Origin of the sequence: Streptomyces kurssanovii (genome assembly GCF_040677245.1) — a bacterium.
Classification (GTDB): domain Bacteria; phylum Actinomycetota; class Actinomycetes; order Streptomycetales; family Streptomycetaceae; genus Streptomyces; species Streptomyces kurssanovii.
Map to the genome: position 1 here is coordinate 35,239 of NZ_JBFAQK010000032.1, position 26,192 is coordinate 61,430.

At 69.8% G+C, this 26,192-nt stretch carries 22 protein-coding genes; 3 read left to right on the forward strand and 19 right to left on the reverse strand.

What is annotated here, in order from left to right; all coding sequences use genetic code 11:
* Positions 1-70: 70 nt before the first annotated feature.
* Entirely contained in the window at positions 71-1,066 is a 996-nt protein-coding gene (locus AB0K36_RS22025) for a GNAT family N-acetyltransferase (RefSeq protein ID WP_364596958.1), read from the forward strand.
* Positions 1,067-1,083: 17 nt separating this feature from the next.
* Entirely contained in the window at positions 1,084-1,917 is an 834-nt protein-coding gene (locus AB0K36_RS22030; RefSeq protein WP_364596961.1) for a transglutaminase-like domain-containing protein, read from the forward strand.
* Between the two features lie 114 nt (positions 1,918-2,031).
* Here AB0K36_RS22030 and AB0K36_RS22035 read toward each other — a convergent pair whose 3' ends face one another.
* The 5 genes from AB0K36_RS22035 to AB0K36_RS22055 all read right to left on the reverse strand — a co-directional run bounded on the left by AB0K36_RS22035 (position 2,032) and on the right by AB0K36_RS22055 (position 6,635).
* Complete coding sequence (locus AB0K36_RS22035; protein WP_364596964.1) at positions 2,032-2,397, reverse strand: hypothetical protein; 366 nt, start codon at positions 2,395-2,397, stop codon at positions 2,032-2,034.
* A gap of 259 nt (positions 2,398-2,656) precedes the next feature.
* Positions 2,657-4,885: a hypothetical protein gene (locus AB0K36_RS22040; protein WP_364596967.1), complete on the reverse strand. Its 2,229-nt coding sequence runs from the start codon at positions 4,883-4,885 to the stop codon at positions 2,657-2,659.
* A 234-nt stretch (positions 4,886-5,119) separates the two neighbouring features.
* Positions 5,120-5,533 (reverse strand): DUF6113 family protein, encoded by a 414-nt coding sequence (locus AB0K36_RS22045; protein WP_364596970.1) that lies wholly within the window; start codon positions 5,531-5,533, stop codon positions 5,120-5,122.
* Positions 5,530-6,417 carry an N-acetyl-1-D-myo-inositol-2-amino-2-deoxy-alpha-D-glucopyranoside deacetylase gene (mshB, locus tag AB0K36_RS22050; RefSeq protein WP_364596973.1) on the reverse strand — a complete coding sequence of 296 codons (888 nt, stop codon included), beginning with the start codon at positions 6,415-6,417 and terminating at the stop codon, positions 5,530-5,532. Before mshB ends, AB0K36_RS22045 begins: the two co-directional genes overlap by 4 nt.
* A gap of 23 nt (positions 6,418-6,440) precedes the next feature.
* On the reverse strand, positions 6,441-6,635 hold the full coding sequence (locus tag AB0K36_RS22055; RefSeq protein WP_005312422.1) for a hypothetical protein: 195 nt from the start codon (positions 6,633-6,635) through the stop codon (positions 6,441-6,443).
* 169 nt (positions 6,636-6,804) lie between these two features.
* On the opposite strand from AB0K36_RS22055, the gene AB0K36_RS22060 reads away from it, so the two are divergent.
* A complete protein-coding gene (locus AB0K36_RS22060) occupies positions 6,805-8,964 on the forward strand; it encodes a prolyl oligopeptidase family serine peptidase (RefSeq protein WP_364596976.1) in 2,160 nt (719 codons plus the stop codon).
* A gap of 8 nt (positions 8,965-8,972) precedes the next feature.
* On the opposite strand, the gene AB0K36_RS22065 is transcribed toward AB0K36_RS22060, so the two are convergent.
* From AB0K36_RS22065 to typA, 14 genes are all read right to left on the reverse strand, one after another.
* The gene (locus AB0K36_RS22065) at positions 8,973-10,136 is read right to left on the reverse strand and encodes a hypothetical protein (protein ID WP_364596979.1); all 1,164 of its coding nucleotides are present in this window, start codon (positions 10,134-10,136) and stop codon (positions 8,973-8,975) included.
* Between the two features lie 219 nt (positions 10,137-10,355).
* Positions 10,356-11,426, reverse strand: coding sequence for an ABC transporter ATP-binding protein (locus AB0K36_RS22070; protein ID WP_364596980.1), 1,071 nt, complete (start codon positions 11,424-11,426; stop codon positions 10,356-10,358).
* Entirely contained in the window at positions 11,419-12,420 is a 1,002-nt protein-coding gene (locus AB0K36_RS22075; protein ID WP_364597022.1) for an ABC transporter ATP-binding protein, read from the reverse strand. The genes AB0K36_RS22070 and AB0K36_RS22075 overlap by 8 nt, the downstream gene beginning before the upstream one ends.
* A 44-nt stretch (positions 12,421-12,464) precedes the next feature.
* Positions 12,465-13,463 carry an ABC transporter permease gene (locus tag AB0K36_RS22080; RefSeq protein WP_364596982.1) on the reverse strand — a complete coding sequence of 333 codons (999 nt, stop codon included), beginning with the start codon at positions 13,461-13,463 and terminating at the stop codon, positions 12,465-12,467.
* Positions 13,456-14,379 (reverse strand): ABC transporter permease, encoded by a 924-nt coding sequence (locus tag AB0K36_RS22085; protein WP_364596984.1) that lies wholly within the window; start codon positions 14,377-14,379, stop codon positions 13,456-13,458. Before AB0K36_RS22085 ends, AB0K36_RS22080 begins: the two co-directional genes overlap by 8 nt.
* Before the next feature lie 73 nt (positions 14,380-14,452).
* On the reverse strand, positions 14,453-16,081 hold the full coding sequence (locus AB0K36_RS22090) for a peptide ABC transporter substrate-binding protein (protein WP_364596987.1): 1,629 nt from the start codon (positions 16,079-16,081) through the stop codon (positions 14,453-14,455).
* 67 nt (positions 16,082-16,148) lie between these two features.
* Positions 16,149-17,093: a GNAT family N-acetyltransferase gene (locus AB0K36_RS22095; RefSeq protein WP_364596990.1), complete on the reverse strand. Its 945-nt coding sequence runs from the start codon at positions 17,091-17,093 to the stop codon at positions 16,149-16,151.
* Positions 17,094-17,151: 58 nt separating this feature from the next.
* A complete protein-coding gene (locus tag AB0K36_RS22100; RefSeq protein WP_364596992.1) occupies positions 17,152-17,637 on the reverse strand; it encodes a GNAT family N-acetyltransferase in 486 nt (161 codons plus the stop codon).
* Positions 17,638-17,767: 130 nt separating this feature from the next.
* Entirely contained in the window at positions 17,768-18,916 is a 1,149-nt protein-coding gene (locus tag AB0K36_RS22105) for an ABC transporter ATP-binding protein (RefSeq protein WP_037773826.1), read from the reverse strand.
* Positions 18,909-19,967, reverse strand: a complete 1,059-nt coding sequence (locus AB0K36_RS22110; protein ID WP_364596995.1) for an ABC transporter ATP-binding protein — start codon at positions 19,965-19,967, stop codon at positions 18,909-18,911. Before AB0K36_RS22110 ends, AB0K36_RS22105 begins: the two co-directional genes overlap by 8 nt.
* Positions 19,968-19,981: 14 nt before the next feature.
* Positions 19,982-20,953 (reverse strand): ABC transporter permease, encoded by a 972-nt coding sequence (locus tag AB0K36_RS22115; protein WP_364596998.1) that lies wholly within the window; start codon positions 20,951-20,953, stop codon positions 19,982-19,984.
* Positions 20,946-21,875, reverse strand: a complete 930-nt coding sequence (locus AB0K36_RS22120) for an ABC transporter permease (protein ID WP_364597000.1) — start codon at positions 21,873-21,875, stop codon at positions 20,946-20,948. Before AB0K36_RS22120 ends, AB0K36_RS22115 begins: the two co-directional genes overlap by 8 nt.
* A gap of 127 nt (positions 21,876-22,002) precedes the next feature.
* A complete protein-coding gene (locus AB0K36_RS22125) occupies positions 22,003-23,619 on the reverse strand; it encodes a peptide ABC transporter substrate-binding protein (RefSeq protein WP_364597003.1) in 1,617 nt (538 codons plus the stop codon).
* Between the two features lie 413 nt (positions 23,620-24,032).
* Positions 24,033-25,940, reverse strand: a complete 1,908-nt coding sequence (typA, locus tag AB0K36_RS22130) for a translational GTPase TypA (RefSeq protein ID WP_159687738.1) — start codon at positions 25,938-25,940, stop codon at positions 24,033-24,035.
* Between the last annotated feature and the right edge of the window lie 252 nt (positions 25,941-26,192).

The following is a 26,192-nucleotide window of genomic DNA, read 5'->3' on the forward strand; positions in this document are numbered from 1 at the left end:
GCGTCGTCGATGCCCGCCCCTAGTATCTCCGTTCTTGGTAACGATCCGAACAGGAGGGGCTCACAGAGCTGTGGAATTCACTGCGGGCGGACGGCTCGAAATCAGGATCAGCCCCGCTGACGTGGGCAAACGCGTATCGGTCCGTCGCTTGAGCGACGCTGAAGCACCGGTCGCGAAGTTCACCGACACGGTCGGTGTTCTCACATCATGGACCGGGGGTGTGCTGGTGATCACACGCCGGACGGGCGAGAGCGTCCGCATCCCGGAATCCTCTCTCGTCGCGGGAAAGGTCGTACCCGCCGAGCCTGCCCGTCGCCGGGGCCCCGCGGCCGATTTCCAGGAGCTGAGCAGGGTCACGGCGCGCGCCTGGCAGCCGGTGGAGAGCGAGCGGCTCGGTGAGTGGGAACTGCGGGCGTCGGCGGGCTTCACCAGGCGGGCGAACTCGGTCCTCCCCCTCGGTGATCCGGGCATGCCGCTGGACGACGCGCTGGCACGGGTGCGGGACTGGTACGCGGCTCGCGGCCTTCCGGCGTACGTGCAGACAGCGACAGGCGCCGCCGGCACGCAGGAGGAGCTCTGCGCCGAGTTGGAGGCGCGGGACTGGCGCGCCGAGGTCTCGGCTCAGGTACAGGTCGGGGGCCTGGCGGCGGTGGGCGACCTGGACGCGGACGTTTCCCGTGTCACGTTGTCCCGCTCGTTCGACGAGGCGTGGCTACGGCGCTACCAGCGCTCCGGTGTGCCGGGACCACATGTACTGAAGGTCCTCGGCAGCGGCCCTTCCGTGTGGTTCGCCTCCATAGCCGGAGAGGGTCGGACCCCTGCGGCCATCGGCCGATGTGTGGTCGACTCGCGCTGGGCGGGCTTCATGGCCGTGGAGGTGGACCCGGCGTACCGGCGGCAGGGGCTCGCGAAGGCGATCATGGCCGCCCTGGCGCGCCGGGCCCTCGAAGAGGGCGCCTCTGCTGCCTGGCTCCAGGTCGAGTCGGACAATGACGGGGGGCGTGCCCTGTACGCCGGTATGGGCTTCCGGGTCCATCACCACTACCACCACTACCGGGCGATGTAGGCCGGGGGTACGAGCACATGCACCAGAACGACCGGCGGTCCCGTTTCGCGCAGGAGGCCCGCTCGCAGCGACCCGACGTGGCCCTGCTCTGCCTGCTCATCGGCGCGGAGGCCGACCCGTCGCTCGGCGAGGCCGGCATGGACGCGGCCCAGATCGAGCTGGACCGCCTGGCCGGGATGCTCCCGTACGGGCTGCGGGACCCGCACGCGTGGGCGGCGGCCGTCGCCGACCTGCTGGGCGGCCGGGAGGGCTTCCACGGCACGGCCGGCGACTACCAGCACCTGGAGTCCTCGCTCCTCCACGAGGTCCTGCGCCGCCGTCGTGGCCTGCCGATCCTGCTCTCCGTCGTCTGGACCGAGGTCGCCCGCCGCGCGGGCGCCCATGTCTACGGAGTGGCCCTTCCCGGCCACTTCGTGGTCGGCTTCGGCGACCCGGAGGACCCGGCCGGGCAGGTCCTGGCCGACCCGTTCGCGGCCGGGCGGGTGCTCTCGGGCGCGGACGCCGACCTCCTCGTCACGAGCGCCGTCGGCACGTCCGTGACCCCGTCCATGCTGACGCCCGCGGATCCGCTCGCGGTGATCTCCCGCATCCTCAACAACATCCGCGCCTGGGCGGCACAGCGCCCGGAACACTCGGCGGTCGCCCTCTGGGCGCTCGACCTCCTGCTCCTCCTCCCCTCCCACCCGGCCCGCCTCCGCTTCGAGCGTGCCCAACTGCTGGTCCAGCGCGGTGACTTCCTGACGGGCGCGACGGAGATGGACGCGTACGCGGAGGTCGTGGACGCGGTCGAGCCGACGGCGGCGGAGGAGATCCGGGGGCGGGCCCGGGCGGCCCGGGCCATGCTCAACTGAGCCCGCCGCCGGGCCCGTCGATGCCCCTGCGAACGGGGCCTGCCTCCCGGCCTGCCGGGAGGCCACGCCGGAACGGCCTGCTCCCGGGCCCAGCGAGGACGTCTGCTTCCGCGCCTACCGGAACTCGTGCACGACCTGGATCTCGCCGACGATGTGCGCGTTGAACTCGTCGAGCTCCTCGGCCGGCACCCAGAGCTCGAGGATCGTCTTCCCGCCCGCCTGCTGCACGGGGTACCGCGCGACGAACGCGGACTCGACGTCGAACCGCGTCACGAAGCCGGCGCCGTCGTGCTTGACGTTCCAGTCCCGGGCGATGCGGATCGCGTAGTCCTCGTTGAGCACGGGATAGAAGATCGGCTGCTCCGGCAGCCTCGGCGGCCACGCACGCCACCCCGACTCCCGCACGAGCCCCAGCTCGACGGGGCCGGTGGGGCGCCACAGGGTCGTGGTGGGGACGGAGGCGTGCTGCCGGCTGGTCATGATCCACTCTCAGGAGTCGGGCGTGCTGGACGTGAGCCCGGACGATAGCCCGCGCACCGCCGGACGGCCACGGTGTTTCCGACCGGCCTGTGATGCCGGAAGGCCGGATCGGCCGGCCGAAGGCGACCGACGGGCCCGCGGCGCGCTTGCCGGTGCGGACGGGAACGGCGGCGGCGAACGAGATCCGGTGCCGCAGGCGCGGCGTGAATGACGAAGCCCCCCGCCCGGTCCGGGCAGGGGGCCACGTCGGTGAAGCGACTCAGCTCGGGTCGAGCTCGATGACCGCCGTGCGTTCGGCCGGGGTCTTGCCGCGCAGTGCCGGGCCCATCGCCTGGGCCACGTCGTCCGCCGAGACCTCGTGCTTCTTGCCGTCACCCTTGGTGATCATGATGCCGTCGAAGACGCCGTCGAGCAGCTCCTCGATCGCCTTCTTGTCGTACACCTCGACCAGCCTGCCGTCGATCGGCTTCATGGAGAGGATCTTGGGCAGCGACTTCGCGGGGCCGAACTGGATCGACTTGCCGCCCGCCTTGATCGTGATCAGGTCGGACATGGCGGGCTCCGCGAACTCCTTCATCGCCCGGTCCAGCTCGGCCTGGGTGATGGTCGGCTGCCGGGTGGCGACCGGGAGTTCGACCAGGTCCGGCTGTCCGGTCTGCACCTGGGCGCGGTACGCGTCCTTGACCGAGATCATGGAGCGGCCGACGTCCAGCGTCTCCCCGGGCTTCCCGGGCACGGCGACGGCCTTGTTGGGCTCGAAGCGGATCGTGCCGTCGCTGGAGGATCCCGCGGTGCCCGCGAGGTCGGCCAGGGCGACGCTCAGCTTCTCCTCGTCGACGACGATCACCGGCTCGGCGACACGCTCGCCGCCGAAGAGCGAGCCGATGACGGAGACCGGGTTGTAGTCGCTGCCCGCGGCGGCGCGGACGGTGGCCTGGCTGTCCAGGGACAGACCGGCCTTGTCGGGGTGGAGTTCAGCCTTCTTGCCGCCCACGGAGAGCTGCAGCGGCGCCTTGGCCCGCTCGCCCAGCGTGGCGTCGAGCTTGTTGACGGCCTCGTCCCTCGTGCCTCCGCCGATGTCGACACCGAGGACCGTGGTGCTCTTGGGCACGTCGGAGTGGTTCAGCAGCAGTCCGGCGCCGTACGCGATGCCCAGCAGGCCGACCACGCCGGCGCCGACGAGCACCAGCTTGGAGCGGCCCTTCTTGGCCGGAGCGGGCCGGGGTGCGGGCCGGGGAGCCGGCTCGGCCGAGGGGCCGGGCACGACAGGGCCGCCGACGCCGCCCGGACCGGCCGGGAACTCGGGGACGGAGAAGTCGCCGTCACCGGCCTGCGGGCCGGGCTGGGAGAGGATCGGGTTGGGACCCGTCCCGGGGCCGGTCTGCAGTCCGCCCGGCGGCGGGAAGGGCGAGCGGTGCCCGCCGCCCGGGACCACGGGGATGCCGCTGGTGAGCGTGTCACCGGAGACATGACCATGGCCGCCGTCGCCTTCGGGCGCGGGCTTCTGCGGGGTGAGCACCGCGGTGTCGTCGGACATCCGGGGCATGTCGATGCCGGGCACCGGTGCGCCGGGGCGCGGGCCGACCGGCATGCTGCCGGTGGCCGGGCCGGACGTCGGGCCCATCGGTCCGCCGCTTCCGCCGGGCGCGCCCGGCGGACGGACGCCCAGCGGAGGCGTGTTGCGACCGGGGGCGAACCCGTTGCCCTGGCCGGGCGCACCGGGGCCGCCGCCGGACGCGCCGGGACGTGGGGCCGAGGGGCCGGAGGGCGTGCCGGCGGAACCTGCCTGCTCCGCGAGGGCCGCGAGGCCCGAACGCGGACCGGAACCGGCCCCGCGCGAACCGGCACCGCCCGGACCCGGAGCGCCCGCACCGCCGTTGCCGTCGGGGCCGCTGCCCGGCGCCGGCGACGGTCCCGGACCGCCACCCGCACCCGGCGAACCCTGCGAGGCCGCGCCCGGCGTCGGCGTACCGGCCGCCGGCGTCGCACCCGCGGCCGGCTTGCGTGGCGCGAACCAGTCGCTGGTGGCGGGCTTCTCCTCGGCCGCCGGTCCACTCTCACGGGCCGCTCCGGGGCGCGGTGTGCTGCCCGTGCGCTCGCTCTCCCGCTCCGCGGCACCCGCGCCGCCCGAACCGTTGGACGCACCCGGCGCACCCGAGGCGCCCGGCGCACCGGTCCCGCCGGAGCCCGCCGACGTGCCGGAGCCGCCGGAGGCGGGCCGGGCGTCGACGTCGCTCATCGGCGTACGCATCACGACCGGCGGGATCGGCCGGGAACCCGGGATGTTGATCCGGATGCGCGTGGTCAGCGTCGTCTCGGTCCTGGGCTCTTCCGACTGCTGCTCAGGAGCTTCCGCGGCCTCTTCCGGAGCGTCCTGCGGGTGCAGCGACGGATACTGGCGCGATCCGTACGGCGGTGTCCCGGAGGGGTACGCGGCTCCACCGCGCCCCTGGGGGCCGGAGGACGAACTGTCAGTTTCACGACTCAAAGCAGGTTCTCCCGGTTGGCTTCGCCGCCCGTTTCTTACTGGATAGCTACTGCTGCGGGCGGCTCGGCGGCGCGCACCACCATACTGGCCGCCGCCGACGAACACCCCGGGACTGTGGGAAGCGGCCTTCCGCCGACCGTACGGGCATGGTCAGTTCGAGGGCTTCCCACTCCGTGGGTCGACCCACCCTAGGGGGCCGGTCGCACCGGGTGCTTGCTGGGGTCCTGCGTTGTTCTATCCGCCAAGTCGGCCCGAGCCGCCGCCCGGTTGCGGCGCCCGCGACATGGTGGCACACATCACAGCGACCGCCATGCCGCCGAGCATGAAGACGAGCGGTCCGATCCCGGCGCCGAACATGGCGTCCCCTTCGGGCCGTCCGGTGCTCAGTACGACGATCGCCGCAAGCCAGCCCACGGCGGAACAGACCACGCCGAGCTGGGTGCCCGTCGCCCGCCGCGAGCCGATGAACAGGCCTGCGGAGGCGAGCAGAGCCAGCGCCAACCCGCCCGGCAGCCACGCCGCTTGGACGAGAGAGCCGGCCGTGCCGACGATCGCTCCGAGGATCACCAGGGCGACGTACGCCACGAGGCGGCCGGGCCTCGGGGGCTTCGGGGAGCGGGTGAGCCAGGACCCGGGTGCGCTGCTCATGCCGAAACCCCCGCGAAAAGGTCGTGTTCGCGCTCGCCGGGCCGTGCCCCCGACTCCCCGGCCACCAACTGGTAGTACTCGGTGGTGAAGAGAGGTTGCCCCAGTTCGTTGGAGAGTGCGAAGAATGGTCCGTCCACCACGATCTGGGTGGCATGCGCCCGCATCGCGGCCGCCTTGCGGTCCGCGTAGGCGGTGCCGTCGATCTCCGTCGTGATCTCCGCGTCGTCCACGACACCGGGGACGTCACCGATGTCGGCGGCACCGGGAAAGTCCGCCCCGGCGGCACGCAGCCGGGCGAAGCCCTCCTCCGCGACCGAGCGCGGGACGCGGTTCCAGTAGATCTTGGCGATCGAGTGGGGGTCTCCGAGATCCGGCCGGAAGCCGGGCTCGGCGGCGAGGGCGGCGGCGCGCATGGCCACCCGGTGGGTCTGGATGTGGTCGGGGTGCCCGTATCCCCCGTCGGGGTCGTACGTCACCAGCACCTGCGGACGCACCGAACGGACGACCTCGACGAGATGCGCGGCGGCCTCGTCCACGTCCGCGCTCCAGAACGCCCCTTCGCGGTGGTTCTGCTCGAGCCCCATCATCCCGGAGTCCCGGAAGCACCCCTGACCTCCGAGGAAGCGGTGGTCGGTGACACCGAGCTCCTTCATGGCCGCGGCCAGCTCCCCGGCCCGGTAGGGACCGAGCCGGTCCTCCCGGTCGGGAGCGAGATGGGCGAGATCGTCCGGAATGACCTCGCCCTCCTCTCCGAGGGTGCAGGTCACCAGCGTGACCTGGGCGCCGGTGGCCGCGTACAGGGCCATGGTGGCGCCGTTGTTGATCGACTCGTCGTCCGGATGCGCGTGCACGAGGAGCAGACGGCGGTCGGGGAGATCCTTCATACAGGACACCCTAGAACGGGCGGTCAGAACTTGATGCCCCCCAGCATCCCGGCGACGTTGGTCGTCAGCTCGGTGATGGTCGGCGCGACCGACGAGCTGGCGAGGTAGAACCCGAGCAACACACAGACCGCCGCATGTCCCCCCTTCAGCCCGGCTTTCCGGATCAGCAGGAAGACGACGATCGCCAGCAGCACCACCGCCGAAATCGAGAGTGCCACGGCGGTTCACCTCCACAGATATTCGGTCGGGACGGGCCGGTTGCATGTGCCAGGACATGTGCCAGGAGGTTCATACCCACCTTGCGCTACGGATCATAACTATCCGTGCCTGTGCATCGATCGGTGCACGGCAGCACATGGGGGCGCACACCCCCTAAGGTTCGGTCGCATGACGTCGACGCAACCGCTCTCCTTCCCGCGTCAGTCCGCGCGGACGCAGCGCTTCACGCTGGGCGCCCCCCGCGCCTTCACGGTGTCGCCGGACGGCTCACGCGTGGTGTTTCTGCGCTCGGCCTCCGGAACGGACCGTTCGGGACTGCTGTGGGTGCTCGATCTCGACGGCCACGGCCCGCCGCAGGAGCGGCCTGCCGCCGATCCGCGGGAGCTGCTGGGCGGCTCGGCCGAAGAGCTCTCCGCCGAGGAGCGGGCACGGCGCGAGCGCAGCAGGGAAGGATCGGCCGGGATCGTCGCCTACGCGGTGGACCGGGCGGTCGAGTTGGCGGCCTTCACCCTGTCGGGACGGCTGTTCACCACGGAGCTGCGGGCCGGCACCGCGCGTGAACTCCCCACGCCGGGGCCGGTGCTCGACCCGCGGCCGTCCCCGGACGGCCGGCTCGTCGCCTACGTGGCCGGCGGCGCGCTGCGCGTGACGGGCGCGGAGGGCGAGGGTGACCGTGCCCTCGCGGAGCCGGAGGACGAGCACACCGCCTACGGCCTCGCGGAGTTCATCGCGGCGGAGGAGATGGGCCGTTCGCGCGGCTTCTGGTGGTCACCGGATTCGGACAGGCTGCTGGTCGCCCGCGCCGACGAGCGGGACGTGCGGCGCTGGTGGCTCGCGGATCCGGCGCATCCGGACCGGGAGCCCGCCCAGGTCGCCTATCCGGCCGCCGGGACGCCCAACGCCGTTGTCCGGTTGTTCTTCGTCGCCCTGGACGGGAACCGCACGGAGGTGACCTGGGACCGTGAGCGCTATCCCTATCTGGCGCGGGCGCACTGGTCCGCCGCCGGTCCTCCGCTGCTGCTCGTGCAGTCGCGGGACCAGCGCACCCAGCTGTATCTGGCCGTGGATCCGGAGACCGGCACGACCCGGACCGTGCACGTGGACGAGGACGACGCGTGGCTGGAACTCTTCTCCGGCGTTCCCGCCTGGGCCCCGGAATCGTCCTACGAGCAGGGCTTCGGCGGCGGACGGCTGGTGCGCATCGCGGACGAGGGCGGAGCGCGGGTGCTCGCCGTCGGCGACCGGGTGCTGACCGGCGCGCAACTGCACCTGCGCGCGGTGGTCGACATCGGCGAGAGCGATGTGCTGGTCTCCGCGTCGGCGGGTGCGGACTCCAGGGAGCCGGAGACCGGCGAGATCCATGTGTACCGGGTGAACGAGCTGGGCGTCGAGCGCGTCTCCGACGGCCCCGGAGTGCATGCGGCGGTGCGGGGCGGCGGGGTGACGGTCCTGGCCTCGTCGCGTACGGACGCCAGCGGCGCCCTCGTCCAGGTGCTCAGGGACGGCAAGCAGATCGCGGTGGTGGCCTCGTACGCCGAGCAGCCGGTGCTGCGTGCCCGTCCGGCGCTGACCGAGGCGGGTGCCCGCCGGATCCCGTGCGCGGTGCTGCTGCCGTCGGGTCACCGGGAGTCGGACGGTCCGCTGCCGGTACTGATGGACCCGTACGGGGGACCTCATGGCCAGCGCGTGCTCGCGGCGCACAATCCCTATCTGACCTCGCAGTGGTTCGCCGATCAGGGTTTCGCCGTGGTCGTCGCCGACGGCCGGGGCACTCCGGGGCGCTCGCCCGGCTGGGAGAAGACGGTCGTGGGCGACTTCACGCCGACGCTGGACGACCAGGTCGAAGCGCTGCGGTCATTGGCCGGATCCTTCCCGCTCGACCTCGACCGGGTGGCGATCCGCGGCTGGTCGTACGGCGGTTACCTGGCGGCGATGGCGGTGCTGCGCCGCCCCGACGTCTTCCACGCGGCGGTGGCGGGCGCCCCGGTGACCGACTGGCGGCTCTACGACACCCATTACACGGAGCGCTATCTGGGCGACCCGGACACACAGTCCGCGGCATACGCGGCGAACTCGCTGGTCACGGACGGCGGGTTGACGTCCGCGGAGGGCCCGGCCCGGCCGTTGATGATCGTCCACGGCCTGGCCGACGACAACGTGGTGATGGCCCACACGCTGCGGCTCTCGTCGGCGCTGCTGGCCGCCGGCCGGGCGCACGAAGTGCTGCCGCTGACCGGGGTGACGCACATGACGCCGCAGGAGCAGATCGCGGAGAACCTGCTGCTGCTCCAGGTCGACTTCCTCAAGCGCTCGTTGGGCCTCGGGTGAAGCAGGGGCTACCAGTTCGGCGGCGGTGACGACGGCGGCGGCGGGCCGAACCCGCCGCCGGGCCGTGAACCGGGCGGTGAACCGGGCGGTGCGGCCGGCCCGGGGTGGCCGTACCCCGGCGGCGCGGAGGGCGGATACCCGTATCCGGGCCGGGCCGGCGGGTAGCCGTAACCGGAAGCGGGCTGCGGATACCCGTAACCCGACGGCGGCCCGTACGCGCCGTCCGGCCCGCCCGCCGGTCCGTCCTCGCCGCGACGTGTCAGCAGGACGATCAGCAGGAGTCCCGCCACCAGCTCGAACAGCGAGGTCGCGACGAGCAGTTGGTACTCCAGTGGCGCCTGCCCGAAGTGCTCCAGGATCCGCAGCCGGACGGCAGCGTCCACGCCGACCGCTCCGGAGGCGGACACGGCCACCGCGACGACGGCTCCCAGCGGGCGGGAGAACACGGCCCTGGCGAGCAGGCCCACGCCCGCCGCCAGGCCGAGGACGACGGTCGTGGCGGCCAGCCAGCCCGGGGGCGGCGCCAGCAGCCGCTGTCCGACCCGTTCGCCGCCCACCAGGCTGTCGAGGTACACCTCTGCCCCGACCTGGTAGCCGAAGCGGAGCTGCCAGGCCGTGATCAGGGCGGCCTCCAGGAGCAGGAACGCGGCCGAGAGCCAGGCCACCACGACGGTCGGCCTGGTGGGCGTCCGGCGGTGCCGGGCGGCGCGCGGGCCCTGCTCGTCGCCGGCCTCGGCCGGGCGCCGTCCCGCCACGGCGGTGATGACGAGCCCTACGGCCAGCCCCAGCACGGCGAAGGTGGTGAACAGCGCGCGGGTGCGAATCGAGTCGGTGGGCCGGAGGTACGCCCAGGAGGCGGTCAGGACCCACAGGCTCGGCAGCCGGACGGCGAGGGTGAACAGCGCGGCGGCGACCAGCGCGGAGGCCGCCACCGACGAGCGCAGCACGGCGACGCCGACACCCGCGTACACCGCGAAGAGCGTGCCGTCGAGGGGCGAGGTGGCCTGCGGGGCGATCCTCCACTCCCGCCGCGGGTCGGAGGCCCAGTAGCGCCACAGGCCCTCGAGCCCGCCGGACACCGAGATGTCCCTGACGATCCACGCTCCCGTGATCAGGGCGAGCACGCCGCTCAGCGCCGCTCCCGTGATCCTGGCCCCCCGCGTAAGAGTCACATCGACGATCCTGCATTCGCGGCGATGGGCGGGACAAGGCGGGGACCGGACAGTTCAGGACAACCGGCGCCGGTGCGCGGGAGGACCGGCCGGGTCCGCATGGCGCGGTCCCGGCCGGTCTACGGCACCCGCACGGCCGTACGTTCCTCAGCGTGAGGCGTCCGTATATCGGACCGGCGACGCCCGAGTTGCGTCGGTGTTAAATGAACTGGCGGCCCTTCACAGCGATTTCGTGCCTCCGGTGCCGCCGTCACCTGCGGCCGGGCCGTTCGGCACCACATGCTTCTCCTCCGCGAAATGGCATGCCGACGGGTGCCGCGCCGGCCCTTCGACCGACTCCAGGTGCGGTGGCACGGCGAGCAGCGGAACCTCCCGCGCGCACCGTTCCTGAGCCTTCCAGCAGCGGGTGCGGAAGCGGCAGCCCGACGGGATGTTGGTGGGCGACGGCACGTCACCCGTGAGGATGATCCTCTCCCGGTGCTCGCGCGCCTGTGGGTCGGGCACGGGCACGGCGGACAGCAGGGCCTGGGTGTAGGGGTGCGTGGGATGGTCGTAGATCTCGGCGTCCCTGCCGATCTCCACGATCCGTCCCAGGTACATCACGCCGACCCGGTCCGAGATGTGCCGGACGATCGACAGGTCGTGGGCGATGAAGACATAGCTGAGCGAGAACTCGCTCTGCAGCTTGTCGAGCAGATTGATGACCTGCGCCTGGACGGACACGTCGAGCGCGGAGACGGGCTCGTCGGCGACGATGACCTCGGGCCGCAGGGCGAGCCCGCGGGCGATGCCGATGCGCTGGCGCTGGCCGCCGGAGAACTGGTGCGGATAGCGGTTGATGTACTCGGGATTGAGTCCGACGACGTCCAGCAGTTCCTGGACCTTCTGCCTGCGGGAGCCCTTGGGGGCCACCTCGGGGTGGATCTCGTACGGCTCACCGATGATGTCGCCGACCGTCATCCGCGGGTTGAGCGAGGTGTACGGGTCCTGGAACACCATCTGGATGTTGCGGCGCACGGCCTTCAGCGCACGCCCCGACAGGGTGGTGATGTCCTCGCCCTTGTACCGGATGGTGCCCGCCGTGGGCCGCTCCAGGTGGACCAGCATCTTGGCCAGCGTGGACTTGCCGCAGCCCGACTCCCCCACGATGCCGAGGGTCTCCCCCGCGAACAGTTCGACGTCGACGCCGTCGACCGCCTTGACCGCGCCGACGTGCTTCTTGAAGAGGATGCCGCGGGTGAGCGGGTAGTGCTTGACCAGGTCGCGCACCTCGAGGATCGCCTCAGCCATGGATCGCCGCCTCCCAGAAGTGGCACGCGCTGCCGCGCTGCTCGTTCACCTCGTACAGCGGCGGTACGTCGGTCCGGCACACGTCCTGGGCCATCGGGCAGCGCGGGTTGAAGGCGCAGCCGGGCGGGATGTGCATCAGGTTGGGCGGCAGGCCCTTGATGGCGTAGAGCTCCTGCCCCTTCTGGTCCAGGCGCGGGATCGATTCGAGCAGGCCCTTGGTGTAGGGGTGGGCGGGCGCCCTGTAGATGTCGTGGACGGGGGCGGTCTCCACGATCCGCCCGGCGTACATCACCGCGATCTTGTCCGCGACGTCGGCGACGACACCGAGGTCATGGGTGATCAGGATCAGCCCCATGTCCAGTTCGCGCTGGAGCTCGGCCAGCAGGTCCATGACCTGCGCCTGGACGGTCACGTCCAGCGCGGTGGTCGGCTCGTCGGCGATGATCAGGTCCGGTTCCAGCGAGAGGGCCATCGCGATCATGATGCGCTGGCGCATCCCGCCGGAGAACTGGTGCGGATACTGGCCGACGCGCTCCTTGGCCGCGGGGATGCGAACCCGGTCCATCAGCTCGACGGCCCTGGCCTTCGCGTCCTTGCGGGACAGGCCCTGGTGGACGATGAACATCTCCCCCAGCTGGTCCCCCACGCTCAGGACGGGGTTGAGGGAGGACAGGGCGTCCTGGAAGATCATGGCCATTCCGGCGCCCCTGATCTTCCGCCGTTCGTCCTCCCGCATCGTCAGCAGGTCCTGGCCCCTGAAGAGGATCTCGCCGCCGGTGATCCTGCCGGGCGGCATGTCGAGGATGCCCATGACGGCCTGGGCGGTGACCGACTTGCCCGACCCCGACTCGCCCAGCACCGCGAGCGTCTCGCCCGCGTCGACGGTGTAGTTCACGCCGTTGACCGCTCGGGCCACGCCGTCGCGGGTACGGAATTCCACGTGCAGGTCGCGTACGTCGAGCAGTCGGCCTGGCGTGTCCGGTTCCGCGGACATCACGGCCTCGTAGGACGTGGCGGGCATGGCGGCTCCTTGGGCGGTCAGCGCAGCTTGGGGTCGAGGGCGTCGCGTACCGCGTCGCCGAGCATGATGAAGGCCAGCACCGTGATCGCCAGCGCTCCGGCGGGCCACAGCAGCATGTGCGGGGCGTTGCGGATGTACGGGGAGGCCGACGAGATGTCGATCCCCCAGGAGACAGTCGGCGGCTTCAGCCCGACGCCCAGGAAGGACAGCGTCGCCTCCAGCGAGATGTAGGTGCCCAGGGCGATGGTCGCCACGACGATCACGGGTGCGACCGCGTTGGGGGCGATGTGCCGCAGCAGCATCCGTGAGCTGGAGGCACCGAGCGCGCGGGCGGCCTGCACGTAGTCGTTCTGTTTGGCGGTGATGACGGAACCGCGGGCGATGCGGGAGATCTGCGGCCAGCCGAGCAGCACCATGAAGCCGACCACGGGCCAGACCGTGCTGCTGGTGATGACGGACAGCAGCACCAGGCCGCCGAGCACCACGGGGATGCCGAAGAAGACGTCGGTGAGCCGGGACAGCACGGCGTCCGAGGCACCGCCGAAGAAGCCGGCCAGTCCGCCGAGCACGGAACCGAGCAGCGCCACACCGACGGTGGCGCAGACACCGACGGTGACCGAGGCCCGCGCGCCGTAGACCGTACGGGTGTAGACGTCGCAGCCCTGCCCGTTGAAGCCGAAGGGGTGACCGGGCTGTGAGCCCTGTTGTGCCTTGGCGAGATCGCAGCTCTGTGGGTTGCCGGAGGCGATCAGCGAGGGCCACAGGGAGATGACGATCAGGAAGAGGATGACGAGGGCGGAGACGATGAAGACGGGGTTGCGCCGCAGGTCCCGCCAGGCGTCCGACCAGAGGCTGCGCGGCTTGTCGGCGGGGCCGGTGCCGTCGGGCCCGCCGGGGGCCTGCTCCAGCGTCTCCCCCTCGGCCATCGCGAGGTTGGCCGCCCCGCCCGCTCCGGTGGCCGCGACGGCGGAGTGCGCGGGGTCGTCGAAGTGCGGATTCTGCTGCGGCTCAGGCATACCGGATCCTCGGGTCCAGGACGGCGTAGAGGAGATCCACCAGCAGGTTCGCCACCAGGAAGACGATGACGAGGACGCTGACGAAGCCGACGACGGTCTGCGTGTTCTGGCGCAGGATGCCCTGGTAGAGCTGGTAGCCGACGCCGTGGATGTTGAAGATCCGTTCGGTGACGATCGCACCGCCCATGAGGGCGCCGACGTCGGTCCCGATGAAGGTGACCACCGGGATGAGGGAGTTGCGCAGCAGGTGCTTGCGGATGACCCGGCCCCTGGGCAGGCCCTTGGCCTTCGCGGTGCGGACGTAGTCGGCGCGGCTGTTCTCCGCGATGGAGGTGCGGGTCAGCCGGGTGACGTAGGCCAGTGAGACGGAGGCGAGCACCAGGCCGGGGACGATCAGTTCGTCGAGCCGTGCGTCGGTGGAGACGGAGGGGTCGATGATGTCCCACTTGTAGCCGAGCAGCAGTTGGAGCAGCAGGCCGGTGACGAACGTCGGCACCGAGATGACCACGAGGGTGAGCAGCAGCACGCCGCTGTCCACCGGCCGGCCGCGGCGCAGGCCGGTGACGACTCCGAGGGCGATGCCGATGACGATCTCGAAGAAGACGGCCACCAGGGTGAGCCTGATCGTGACGGGGAAGGCCTCGCCCATCAGCTCGGTGACCTCCTGCCCGTTGAAGGCGGTGCCGAAGTCCCCGGTGAAGACGTTGCCCATGTAGGTCACGTATTGCTGCCACACGGGCTTGTCGAGCCCGAACTCCTTGCGCAGTTGTGCGGCCGTCGCGGGGTCGCACTGCCGCTCGCCGCACAGGCCGGCGATGGGATCGCCCATCACGTTGACCATGAGGAAGATCAGCAGGGTGGCGCCGAAGAAGACGGGGACCATCTGCAGCAGACGCCGGATCACATAACGTCCCATGAAGGGCTCCGGGGGTCGTGGGAAGGGGTGCGGCCCGGCGCTGCGGGCGCGCCGGGCCGGGTGCCTTCGGCCGTCAGTTGACCTTGATCTCTTCGTAGACGGGAACGCTGAACGGGTTCAGTGCGACGTTCGAGACGCGCTCCGAGTAGCCGGCGCTGCCGTTCTGGTACCAGAGCGGGATGGCGGCCATCTCGTCCCTGACGACCTTCTCCGCCTCCTTGAACGTCTCGACGGCCGTGGCCGGGTCGGCCTCCGCGTTGGCCTTGTCGACGAGGTCGTCGAACTTCTTGTTGCTCCACTTGCCGTCGTTGGAGGAGGCGTTGGTGTAGTAGAGCGGCTGGAGGAAGTTCTGGATCAGCGGGTAGTCCATCTGCCAGCCGGCCCGGAAGGGGCCCGGCATCTTGGACTGGGTGATCTGGTTGCGGAAGTCGGCGAAGGTGCCGATCGGGTTGCCGACGCAGGCCCTGTCGTCGCCGAGGGCGTTCTTGATGGAGTTGCAGACGGCGTCGATCCAGTCCTTGTGCGACCCGGTGTCCGCGTTGTAGGTGAGGGTGATCCGGCCGCCCGGCAGGCCGCCGCCCTCGGCGATCAGCCGCTTCGCCTCGGCGGGGTCGTACTCGCAGGCCTTGCCGCACAGCGTCGGGTCGAAGCCGCCCTCCTCGCCGAGCACGGGCGAGGTCCAGTCCTTCGCGGGGGTGCGGGTCTGCTGGAAGATGGTGTCGGTGATCTGCTTGCGGTTGATCGCCATCGACAGACCGGTGCGGACCTTCGCCCCGTCCGCCGTGTTCCACGCCTTGTCGTAGAAGGGGAAGGCGAGGGTCTGGATGATGCCGGCGGGGGTGTTGATGTACCGGTCGCCCAGGTCCGCCTTCACGTTCTTCAGCTGGGAGGCGGGCACGTCGTCGACCAGGTCGAGGTTGCCGGCGATCAGGTCGGTGTAGGCGGTGTTGTTGTCGGTGTAGACCTTGAGGTCGATGCCGCCGTTCTGTGCCTTGTCGGGCCCGTTGTACTCGTCCCAGCGGCGCAGGGACATCTGGGAGCCCCTGGCGTAGGAGTCGACGACGTAGGGGCCGTTGCCGACGGGCTTGGCGACCCAGGCGTCGTGGTCGTCGAAGAAGGCCCTGGGCAGCGGGGCGAAGGCCGCGTAGCCGAGGGTGTCTGGCCAGGTGGAGAACTTCTGCGACAGCTTGACGGTGAACGTCCGGTCACCGGTGACCTTCAGTCCGGACATCGTCTGCGCGCTCGCCTGCCCCTTCTCCGGGTGGACCTGCTCGTACCCGTCGATGTAGCCGAAGAAGTACGCGTTGCGCTGGTTGTTCTTCAGGTGGGCGCCGTAGTTCCAGGCGTCCACGAAGGATCTGGCCGTGACCGCCTCGCCGTTGCTGAATTTCCAGCCGGGCTTGACGGTGATGGTGAAGTTGACCGAGTCCTTGGTCTCGATGCTCTCGGCGAGCATGTCCTTGGCCTCGCCGGTCTTGGGGTCGTACCGCTTGAGCCCCCGGAAGATCATGTCGAGCACCTTGCCGCCCTGCACCTCGTTGGTGTTGGCGGGTTCCAAGGGGTTCTGCGGGTCGCCCCAGGAGGAACTCACGATCCCGTCGGCGCCACTGCCGCCGCTGTCGCTTCCGCCGCCGCACGCCGCCGCCGTGAGGGCGACGGCGATCGCGTATGCGGCCCACTTCGCGTGGGTGGCTCCGCGCATGGAGTGCCTCCTCGATCCCAAGTCAGACTTGGGCCCAATATCACCCCATAAAGGATCTAACGCACTTTCAGCACACCCGGCCGGAGGCCGGAGGCACCGTCAGGACCAGCTCCCAGGTGTCGATCCCATAGAGCAGGGACATTCCGTGCGCCTCGTAGAGGGACAGGGCGCGGCTCTCGTTCTGCGTGTCCACGGCCAGGCCGATGGTGTCCCGGCCGCGGGCGGCGTACGTGCCGAAGGCATGGCGCAGCAGATGGCTGCCGAGGCCACGGCCGCGCGCCTGCTTCCGTACGCCGAGGTTCCCGATCCAGCCCATGGCGTCCTTGTCGTCCCTGGTCAGCAGGACGGCCACGTCGCCCTCGCCCTCGATGCTCGCGATCCACATCAGCGACCGGTCCCGTGGCCCGGTGTCGGCCAGCCACTGCTCGTAGGTCCGCGGGTGGTGGTCGAAGTGTTCCGCGAAGGTCTCCTCCACCAGGGCGTGGGCGATCCGGTGGTCGGCGTCGGCCACGCAGTCGCGCAGGCTCACACCGGCGGGCGGCTCCGGCAACCGGTCGGCCTCGCTCAGCGGCCGGGTCATGACCTGGTGGCGGCGCACGGTGCGCCAGCCGCGGGCGTCGAGGAGGGCGGTGTCCAGCGTGGTCCGGACGGTGAGATTCAGATGGAGCACCGCCCGTGCCGCGCCGGCCGCCGCCGCCTTGGCCGCCGCGCGCTCCTCGATCCGCTCCAGCACGAGTACGGCAGCGTCCGGCCGGCCGGGGAGCACGTAGTGGTCGACGCCGATGTCACCGTCGCCGGAATCGCTCCAGAGGATCCCGTACGCCACGAGGTCGCCGCCCTCGTGCACCAGCCAGGAGTCCTGGGCGAGATCCACCTCGGGGTGGGCGAGGTCGGTCTCGACCGTGTGCAGTGCGGTGTCCGCCCGGCCGATCTCTGCGATGTCGACGGCGTTCAGCAGGGCGCATATGAAGGGTGCGTCCGCGAGGGTCGCGGGCCGGACGGTGAGTGGCATGCCGCCACTGTTCGCGCCCCGGCCCCGCCCTCGCAACGGAATTTCGCCGCCGCGAGACTCAGCCGGCGGCGCTCTGCCGGACCGCGAGGCCGACGACGGTCTCGTCGTCCTCGAACGCCCCTGTCGGGATGAAGCCGAGGGCGCTGTAGAGCTTCGCCGCGCCGGTGTTGCGGGGGTGGAAGGACAGCCGTATCTCCCTGCAGTCCGGGCGCTCGGACAGCATCCTGATCAGCGCGGTCATCGCCTGCCGGCCCACGCCCCTGCCCTGCTCGTCCGCGTCGACGATCAGGCCCCCGACCCAGTGGGTCCCGTCCTCGTCGTCGTACGCCCACATGACATGGCCGACCACCGTGTCGTCGGCGAGGACACCCAGCGAGGTCCAGACGCCGCCGCGCATCGACAGCAGGAGGTACCGGGCGGCGAGGGCCGCCACGAAGGTCCGCTGCTCGTCACGCGGCGCGATGTCCGCGACGGCCCGCCAGTTGTCGTCGTCGACCGGGCACAGCGTGATGCGGCGGCCGGTCCGGTCGGTCAAGTGCTCCATCCGGACACCTTCCGGTGCCGGCCCGCGCGGGCGCAAAGTCTTTTCCGCCGCTTTCCGCCGCTTCCCGCCGGGCACGGCGAAGGCGCCCGCTCCCCGGGGGGAACGGGCGCCTCGCGCCGGACGGAGGGGACTACGCCGCGTGGACGACGTCCTTCTCCTCGGCGAAGTGGCACGCCGACTCGTGAGCGGCCGGGGTGTCCTGGCCCTTGAAGCGCTCCGGGACCGCGAGCAGCGGAACCTCGGTGGCGCACTTGTCCTCCGCCTTCCAGCAGCGGGTGCGGAAGCGGCAGCCCGAGGGCGGGTTCGCCGGCGACGGGACGTCACCGGTGAGGATGATCCGCTCCCGGCCCTCGCGCGCCTCGGGGTCCGGGACCGGGACCGCCGACAGCAGCGCCTGGGTGTAGGGGTGCGTCGGGTGGTCGTAGATCTGCACGTCGGTGCCGATCTCGGCCATCTTGCCGAGGTACATCACGCCGACCCGGTCCGAGATGTGCCGGACGATCGACAGGTCGTGGGCGATGAAGACGTAGGAGAGGTTGAACTCGTCCTGCAGCTTCTCCATCAGGTTGACGACCTGCGCCTGGACGGACACGTCCAGCGCGGAGACCGGCTCGTCGCAGATGATGATCTCCGGGTTGAGCGCGAGGCCGCGGGCGATGCCGATGCGCTGGCGCTGACCGCCGGAGAACTGGTGCGGATAGCGGTGGATGTACTCCGGGTTGAGACCGACGACGTCCAGCAGCTCCTGCACCTTGCGGCGCCGGTCACCCTTCGGGGCCACCTCGGGGTGGATGTCGAAGGGCTCGCCGATGATGTCGCCGACCGTCATACGCGGGTTGAGCGAGGTGTACGGGTCCTGGAACACCATCTGGATGTTGCGGCGCACGGCCTTGAGCGCGCGCCCCGACAGCTTGGTGATGTCCTGGCCCTTGTAGAAGACCTCGCCGGCCGTCGCCTTCTCCAGCGTCATCAGCAGCTTGGCGACGGTGGACTTGCCACAGCCGGACTCGCCGACGATACCGAGCGTCTCGCCCTGGTAGAGGTCGAAGGAGATCCCGTCCACGGCCTTGACCGCGCCGACGTGACGCTTGAACAGGATGCCCTGGGTCAGCGGGAAGTGCTTGACCAGGTTGCGCACCTGAAGGATCGGCTCACCGCGCTCCACCGTGGCGTCGAGCGCCGCGACGGCCGCCTCCTCGGAGGTGACCTCGACGGTCTCCACCTCGGTCACGTTCGGGGTCGCGTCCACGGCCTCGTTCGTCTTCTTGAGCTCAGCCATGGATCGTCTCCTTCCAGAAGTGGCACGCGCTGCCGCGGCCGGGCAGATCGCTGCCGTCCTGCTCGGTCACCGGAGCCAGCGCCGGGATCTCCGTACGGCAGATGTCGTCCGCCTTGGGGCAGCGCGGGTTGAAGGCGCAGCCGGTCGGGATCTTCAGCAGGTTGGGCGGCAGACCCTTGATCGCGTACAGCTCCTGGCCCTTCTGGTCCAGGCGCGGGATCGAGTCGAGCAGACCCCGGGTGTACGGGTGCGCCGGCCGCTTGTACAGCTCGTGCACGGGGGCGGTCTCGACGATCCGGCCCGCGTACATCACGGCGATCTTGTCCGCGACGTCGGCGACGACGCCGAGGTCGTGGGTGATCAGGATCAGGCCCATGTTGTACTCGCGCTGGAGCTCCGCGAGCAGGTCCATGACCTGCGCCTGGACGGTCACGTCGAGCGCCGTGGTCGGCTCGTCGGCGATGATCAGGTCCGGCTCGAGAGCCAGGGCCATGGCGATCATGATGCGCTGGCGCATACCGCCGGAGAACTGGTGCGGGTAGTCGCCGATCCGGGCCCTGGCGGCCGGGATCTTCACCTTGTCCATCAGCTCGATGGACTTGGCCTTGGCGTCCTTCTTGGACAGGCCCTGGTGGACCCGGAACATCTCGCCGAGCTGGTAGCCCACGGAGAGGACCGGGTTGAGGGAGGACAGCGCGTCCTGGAAGATCATCGCGATCTTCCGGCCGCGGATCTTCCGCCGCTCCTCGTTGCTCATGGTGAGCATGTCCTGGCCGCGGAAGAGGATCTGGCCGTGCGGGATCCTGCCGGGCGGCATGTCGAGGATGCCCATGATGGCCTGGGCGGTGACCGACTTGCCGGAGCCCGACTCGCCGAGGACGGCCAGCGTCTCACCGGAGTCGACGCTGTAGTTGACGCCGTTGACTGCCTTGGCGACACCGTCACGGGTGTGGAACTCGACATGCAGGTCGCGCACTTCGAGCAGCGGACCGGAGGCCTCGCCGCCCGCGCGGGGCGCCGGGACGCCTGCTGTTTCTTCGATGATGGTCACGTCGTACGCCCTCCTCAGCGCAGCTTGGGGTCGAGGGCGTTGCGAACCGCATCGCCGAACATCAGGAACGAGAGCACCGTGATCGAGACCATCACCGACGGGATGATCAGCACGTGGGGTGCGTTGCGCAGCTGCTCACGTCCACTGGACACGTCGACGCCCCAGGAGACCGTCGGTTCGGCAAGGCCGACGCCGAGGAACGACAGCGTCGCCTCCGCGGCGATGTAGCCGCCGAGGGCGATGGTCGCGACGACGATGATCGGCGCGAGCGCGTTGGGCAGGACGTGCCGGGTCAGGATGCGGGTGGTCGAGGCGCCGAGCGCCTTGGCCGCCACCACGTAGTCCGCCTGCTTGATGGTGATGACGGAACCGCGGGCGACACGGGCGATCTGGGTCCAGCCCAGGAACACCAGGGCGAGGATGACGACCCAGATGGCGCGCTTCTCGAAGCTGGTGAGGACGACGAGGGCGCCCAGCAGGAACGGGATGCCCATGAAGATGTCGGTGAGGCGGGACAGCAGGGTGTCGATCCAGCCGCCGAAGTAACCGGCGATCATGCCGACCAGGGTGCCGAGGACGGTCACCAGGGCGGTGACGCCGACGCCGACGATGATCGAGGCGCGGGCGCCGTAGACGACACGGGCGTAGATCGAGCGGCCCTGGCCGTCGTAACCGAACCAGTCCGGCTGGAAGAAGTGGCTCCAGTTCGGCTGGCCGAGGTAGTGGTTCGCCAGGTCGGCGTCACGCGGCGAGGCACTGGTGAACAGGCTCGGGAACGCCGAGATGACGATGAGGAGGACGATCAGACCCGCCGAGATCAGGAACAGCGGGTTGCGGCGCAGGTCGTGCCAGGCGTCGGACCACAGGCTGCGTGCCTTGTCCGGCTTGGGCACCTTGGTGACCAGTGCGGTGTCGGGAGCGGCAGCGGTGCTGGTGACCTTCTCGGCCCCGGTGGACGCCGCGGTGGCTGCGGTCTTCTCAGGCATACCGGATCCTCGGGTCCAGGACCGCGTAAAGCAGGTCGACGAGCAGGCTGGCAAGCAGGTAGACGAGAACGATCAGGGAGGCGATGCCGACGACGGTCGCGCCCTCGCGGCGGAAGAGTGCCTCGTAGATCGCGTCACCGACGCCCTGCACGTTGAAGATGCCCTCGGTGACGATGGCGCCGGTCATCAGGTTGCCGATGTCGGTGCCGAGGAAGGTGACCACCGGGACGAGCGAGTTGCGCATCAGGTGGACACCGATGATCCGGCGGCGCGGCAGGCCCTTGGCGACCGCCGTACGCATGTAGTCGGCGCGCAGGTTCTCCGCCATCGAGGTACGGGTGAGCCGTGCCACGTAGGCGAGCGACAGGGAACCCAGCACGATCGCCGGCAGGAGGAGGTCTCCGAAGCTCTCGGAGTCCTGCACGGTCGGGGTGGTCACCCCCCACTTGAAGGCGAACAGGTACTGCATCAGGTAGCCCAGCACGAAGGAGGGCATCGAGATCAGCACGAGGGTGAGGGCGAGGAGCCCCCGGTCCCGCACGGACTCGGGACGCAGACCCGCGATGATGCCGAGGCCGATGCCGACGACCACCGTGAAGGTGAACGCGAAGAGCGTGAGCCGGATGGTCACCGGGAACGCCTGCGCGATGATGTCGGCGATGGGACGCTGGCTTGCGATCTCCGTGCCGAAGTTCCCCTGAACCAGCTCCCAGAGGTACTTCAGGTACTGCTGCCAGAGCGGCAGGTCGAGACCGCGGTCATGGCGAATGGCCTCGACCACGGCGGGGTCGAAAGCCTGGTCCCCCATGAGCGCTCTGACGGGGTCGCCGGGCAGCGCGAACATCATGGCGAAGATCAAAAAGGTTGACCCGATGAACACCGGGATCATCTGGAGCAGTCGTCGTGCGACGTAGCGCCCCATGGGTGCCTCCGTGAGGGGTTAACTGGGTCCGGGGGCCGTCCGCACGGGACGGCCCCCGGACCACCGCCGCCGCCGGATGTCCGACGGCGGCGGGTGACGGCCGAGTGGGGATGAGGCCCGCAGGCGCTTACTTGGCGGTGACTCCGGTGAGCTCGAGGTCACCGTGGAAGTCGACCGCGACGTTGTCGACGCCCTTACCGTGGCCACCGTTGATGCGGTAGTACCACAGCGGGATGGCCGGCATCTTCTCGAGAAGCTTCTTCTCGACCGCCTGGTAGCCCTTCACGGCCTCTTCCAGCGAGCTGGCCTTGTCCGCGTCCTCCATCATCTTGTCGATCTCCTTGTCGGAGAAACGACCGTTGTTGGACTCGGCGTTGGTGTGGTACAGCTCCTTGAGGAAGTTCACGTTGACGGGGTAGTCGGCCACCCAGCCACCGCGGTACATCGACTTCACCTGGTCGTTGTCACGGGCCTCGAGGTCCGTGGGGAAGTCCGGCTTGGCGTCGCCGACACAGTCGACACCGGTCGCCTTGCGGATGGACTCGCAGACCGCGGTCACCCACTCCTTGTGGCCGCCGTCGCTGTTGTACTGGATGAACAGCTTGTTCTCCGGGACGCCGCCGCCCTCGGTGATGAGCTGCTTGGCCTTCGCCGGGTTGAACGTGAAGACGTCCGTACCCAGGTCCTGGTTGCCCTTGACCTGCGGCGGCGTGAAGCTCGTCGCGGGGGTACGGGTGTTGTTCAGGACGGTCTTGGTGATCGTCTCACGGTCGATCGCCATGGACAGACCCTGGAGGACCTTGGGGTCGATGTCCTTGAACGTCTTGCTGTAGAACGCCGGGACCAGCGACTGGATGGCCGCGTACGGCTGCTCGATGGCGCCGTCACCCAGGTCCTGCTTGTACTTCGGCAGGTCCGTCGGGCCGACCTGACGGATGATGTCCAGGTTGCCGGAGACGACGTCCTGGTACGCGGCCTCGAGGGTCGCGTAGTTCTTGAACTGGATGCCCTTGTTCTTCGCCTTGTTGGGGCCCTGGTAGTCAGGGTTGGCCGCAACCTGGATCAGCTTCTTGTGGGTCCACTTCTCGAACTTGTACGGGCCGTTGCCGACCGGCTTCTGGCCGAACGCCTTCGGGTCGTCGAAGAAGACCTTCGGCAGCGGCGCGAACGTCGCGTAGCCGAGCTTGTAGTTGAAGTACGGGACCTTGTCCTTCAGCTCGATCGTGAAGGTGGTGTCGTCCACGACCTTCAGACCGGACATCTTGTCGGCCTTCGGGTCACCCTTCTCGGGGTGCACGTCGTCGTAGCCGGCGATGTCCGCGAACCAGAAGCTGTTCTGCTGGTTGTTCTTGATGTTCGCGTACCAGTTCCACGCGTCGACGTACGACTGCGCGGTGACGGCCTCACCGTTGTGGAACTTCCAGCCGGACTTCAGCTTGACGGTCCAGGTCTTGGAGTCCGTCGTGTCCACCGACTCGGCGTTGGTGTAGACGATCTCGCCCTTGGCGTCGAAGTCCAGCAGCTGCGTGAAGAGCGACTGGATCACGTACGAACCGTTGGTCTCGTTCGTGTCGGCCGGGATCAGCGGCTTCTGCGGCTCGCCGACGTCGATCGAGACATAACCGGCGGGCTTGCCGGCCGGGTTCTTCTTGCCCTCTTCGCCGCTGCCGCCACCACAGGCAGTGGCCGCCAGGGCGACAACGATCGCTCCCGCGACCCACTTGGCGCTCTTGGCACCACGCATGGGTTCCTCCTCATGAGTCCACTTGTCACTACAAGAGGGGCACCGTTCTACGCGCGCTGACACCCCTGACAGCGCTCGTCAAGTGCCCCGAGTGTGCTCGTGAGTCGGCGCTCCCCACAGCGCATGACCCATTGACCCGAGCTCAATGGAGCCAACTATTAAGTAGGACAGGCTTGTAAACCACACCTAAAGGGTCTCGTTTTGACAACATCAGAGAGGGACTCCAGCCCGAAATCCGGACAAAGCGATCCCAGACAGACACCCGCGAAACGGACCGTTAACACATGTTCCGGAGTGCGACGGCCGATATCCGGACACTCGGGCCACGAAAAAGAGTTGACGAACGGCCCGGCCCTCCACAGTCTCTGCGGAGGGCCGGGCCGTGCGTTCAGCGGTTTTCCAGAGCTTTACCGTCAGCCGTGCTTGGCACGCGAGGCCGCGCGGCCGCGCTCCTTCTGGTCCAGGACGACCTTGCGGATGCGCACCGCCTCCGGGGTCACCTCGACGCACTCGTCGTCACGGCAGAACTCCAGCGACTGCTCCAGCGAGAGCTTGCGCGGCGGGACGATCGCCTCGAACGAATCGGCCGAGGAGGAGCGCATGTTGGTGAGCTTCTTCTCCTTGGTGATGTTCACGTCCATGTCGTCGGAGCGGGAGTTCTCGCCGACGATCATGCCCTCGTACACCTCGGTGCCGGGCTCGGTGAACAGCACGCCGCGCTCCTGAAGGTTCGTCATCGCGAACGCGGTGACGGCGCCGGAGCGGTCGGCGACGAGCGAGCCGTTGTTCCGGGTCTGCAGGGGGCCGAACCAGGGCTCGTGGCCCTCGTGGATGGAGTGCGCGATACCGGTGCCGCGGGTGTTCGTCAGGAACTCCGTACGGAAGCCGATCAGGCCGCGGGAGGGGACCACGAACTCCATGCGGACCCAGCCGGAGCCGTGGTTCGACATGTTGTCCATGCGGCCCTTGCGGACACCCATGAGCTGGGTGACGGCGCCCATGTGCTCCTCGGGCACGTCGATCGTCATGCGCTCGACGGGCTCGTGGACCTTGCCGTCGACCAGCTTGGTGACGACCTGCGGCTTGCCGATCGTCAGCTCGAAGCCCTCGCGGCGCATCTGCTCGACCAGGATCGCCAGCGCCAGCTCACCGCGGCCCTGCACCTCCCAGGCGTCGGGGCGCTCGGTGTCCAGCACGCGCAGCGAGACGTTACCGATGAGCTCGCGGTCCAGCCGGTCCTTGACCTGACGGGCCGTCACCTTACGGTCCTTGACGGCCGACTTCGCGTCCGCGCCCTTGCCGGTGCCGCCCCGGCCGACCAGCGGCGAGGTGTTGGTGCCCACGGTCATCGAGATCGCCGGCTCGTCGACCGTGATCAGCGGCAGCGCGATCGGGTTCTCCGGGTCGGCCAGCGTCTCGCCGATCATGATGTCCGGGATACCGGCGACGGCGCAGATGTCACCGGGGCCGGCCACCTCGGCCGGCTTGCGGGTGAGCGCCTCGGTCATCATCAGCTCGCTGATGCGCACGTTGGAGATCGTGCCGTCACGCTTGATCCAGGCCACGGTCTGGCCCTTGCGCAGCTCGCCCTGCTCGACGCGGAGCAGCGCGATACGGCCGAGGAAGTTGTCGGCGTCCAGGTTCGTGACGTGAGCCTGCAGCGGGGCGGACTCGTCGTACTCCGGCGCCGGGACGGTCTCGAGCAGCGTGCTGAAGAACGGCTCCAGGCTGTCGCTGTCGGCCGGGACGGTGCCGTCCTCCGGCTTGGTCAGCGAGGCGACGCCGTCACGGGCACAGGCGTAGACGATCGGGAACTCGATCTGCTCCTCGGTCGCGTCCAGGTCCAGGAACAGGTCGTACGTCTCGTCGACGACCTCGGCGATCCGGGAGTCCGGGCGGTCCGTCTTGTTGATGCAGAGAATGACCGGCATCTTCGCGGCGAGCGCCTTGCGCAGCACGAAGCGGGTCTGCGGCAGCGGGCCCTCGGAGGCGTCGACGAGGAGGACGACCGCGTCCACCATCGACAGACCGCGCTCCACCTCGCCGCCGAAGTCGGCGTGGCCGGGGGTGTCGATGATGTTGATGGTGACCGGGGCCCCGCCGTCCTTGGGGTGGTACTTCACGGCGGTGTTCTTGGCCAGGATCGTGATGCCCTTCTCACGCTCCAGGTCGTTCGAGTCCATCATGCGGTCGTCGAGCTGCTCCGCGGCGTGCGCGGCGAAGGCACCGGCCTGCTTCAGCATGGCGTCGACCAAGGTGGTCTTGCCGTGGTCGACGTGGGCGACGATGGCAACGTTACGGATGTCGTGGCGCGTGGGCATGCTGGCTGGCGCTTCTCTCGATCGTGGGATCGGGCGTTGGATGAGATCCTCGTCCGCCCGCCGGGCGGACACGCCACGGCTTGTCCCATGGTACGGGGCCGCCGGGACCCGGGCCTCCCGGAACGATCGGGTCCGGGACGAACGAGGCGGGGATCACGCCGCGGGCCGGGTCCGCGGCCGGTGCCGGGCGACCGGCGGAGGCGGTGCGTACCGGCAGGTGGGGAGGCTGCCGGTACGAGGGTGATGCATGGG

What these genes read in the sequence shown, in the direction of transcription:
- AB0K36_RS22030 (WP_364596961.1), top strand. Translation starts at nt 1,084, where the DNA reads ATGCACCAGAACGACCGGCGGTCCCGTTTCGCGCAGGAGGCCCGCTCG.
- AB0K36_RS22035 (WP_364596964.1), bottom strand. Translation starts at nt 2,397, where the DNA reads ATGACCAGCCGGCAGCACGCCTCCGTCCCCACCACGACCCTGTGGCGC.
- AB0K36_RS22045 (WP_364596970.1), bottom strand. Translation starts at nt 5,533, where the DNA reads ATGAGCAGCGCACCCGGGTCCTGGCTCACCCGCTCCCCGAAGCCCCCG.
- mshB (WP_364596973.1), bottom strand. Translation starts at nt 6,417, where the DNA reads ATGAAGGATCTCCCCGACCGCCGTCTGCTCCTCGTGCACGCGCATCCG.
- AB0K36_RS22060 (WP_364596976.1), top strand. Translation starts at nt 6,805, where the DNA reads ATGACGTCGACGCAACCGCTCTCCTTCCCGCGTCAGTCCGCGCGGACG.
- AB0K36_RS22070 (WP_364596980.1), bottom strand. Translation starts at nt 11,426, where the DNA reads ATGGCTGAGGCGATCCTCGAGGTGCGCGACCTGGTCAAGCACTACCCG.
- AB0K36_RS22075 (WP_364597022.1), bottom strand. Translation starts at nt 12,420, where the DNA reads ATGTCCGCGGAACCGGACACGCCAGGCCGACTGCTCGACGTACGCGAC.
- AB0K36_RS22080 (WP_364596982.1), bottom strand. Translation starts at nt 13,463, where the DNA reads ATGCCTGAGCCGCAGCAGAATCCGCACTTCGACGACCCCGCGCACTCC.
- AB0K36_RS22085 (WP_364596984.1), bottom strand. Translation starts at nt 14,379, where the DNA reads ATGGGACGTTATGTGATCCGGCGTCTGCTGCAGATGGTCCCCGTCTTC.
- AB0K36_RS22090 (WP_364596987.1), bottom strand. Translation starts at nt 16,081, where the DNA reads ATGCGCGGAGCCACCCACGCGAAGTGGGCCGCATACGCGATCGCCGTC.
- AB0K36_RS22095 (WP_364596990.1), bottom strand. Translation starts at nt 17,093, where the DNA reads ATGCCACTCACCGTCCGGCCCGCGACCCTCGCGGACGCACCCTTCATA.
- AB0K36_RS22100 (WP_364596992.1), bottom strand. Translation starts at nt 17,637, where the DNA reads ATGGAGCACTTGACCGACCGGACCGGCCGCCGCATCACGCTGTGCCCG.
- AB0K36_RS22105 (WP_037773826.1), bottom strand. Translation starts at nt 18,916, where the DNA reads ATGGCTGAGCTCAAGAAGACGAACGAGGCCGTGGACGCGACCCCGAAC.
- AB0K36_RS22115 (WP_364596998.1), bottom strand. Translation starts at nt 20,953, where the DNA reads ATGCCTGAGAAGACCGCAGCCACCGCGGCGTCCACCGGGGCCGAGAAG.
- AB0K36_RS22120 (WP_364597000.1), bottom strand. Translation starts at nt 21,875, where the DNA reads ATGGGGCGCTACGTCGCACGACGACTGCTCCAGATGATCCCGGTGTTC.
- AB0K36_RS22125 (WP_364597003.1), bottom strand. Translation starts at nt 23,619, where the DNA reads ATGCGTGGTGCCAAGAGCGCCAAGTGGGTCGCGGGAGCGATCGTTGTC.
- typA (WP_159687738.1), bottom strand. Translation starts at nt 25,940, where the DNA reads ATGCCCACGCGCCACGACATCCGTAACGTTGCCATCGTCGCCCACGTC.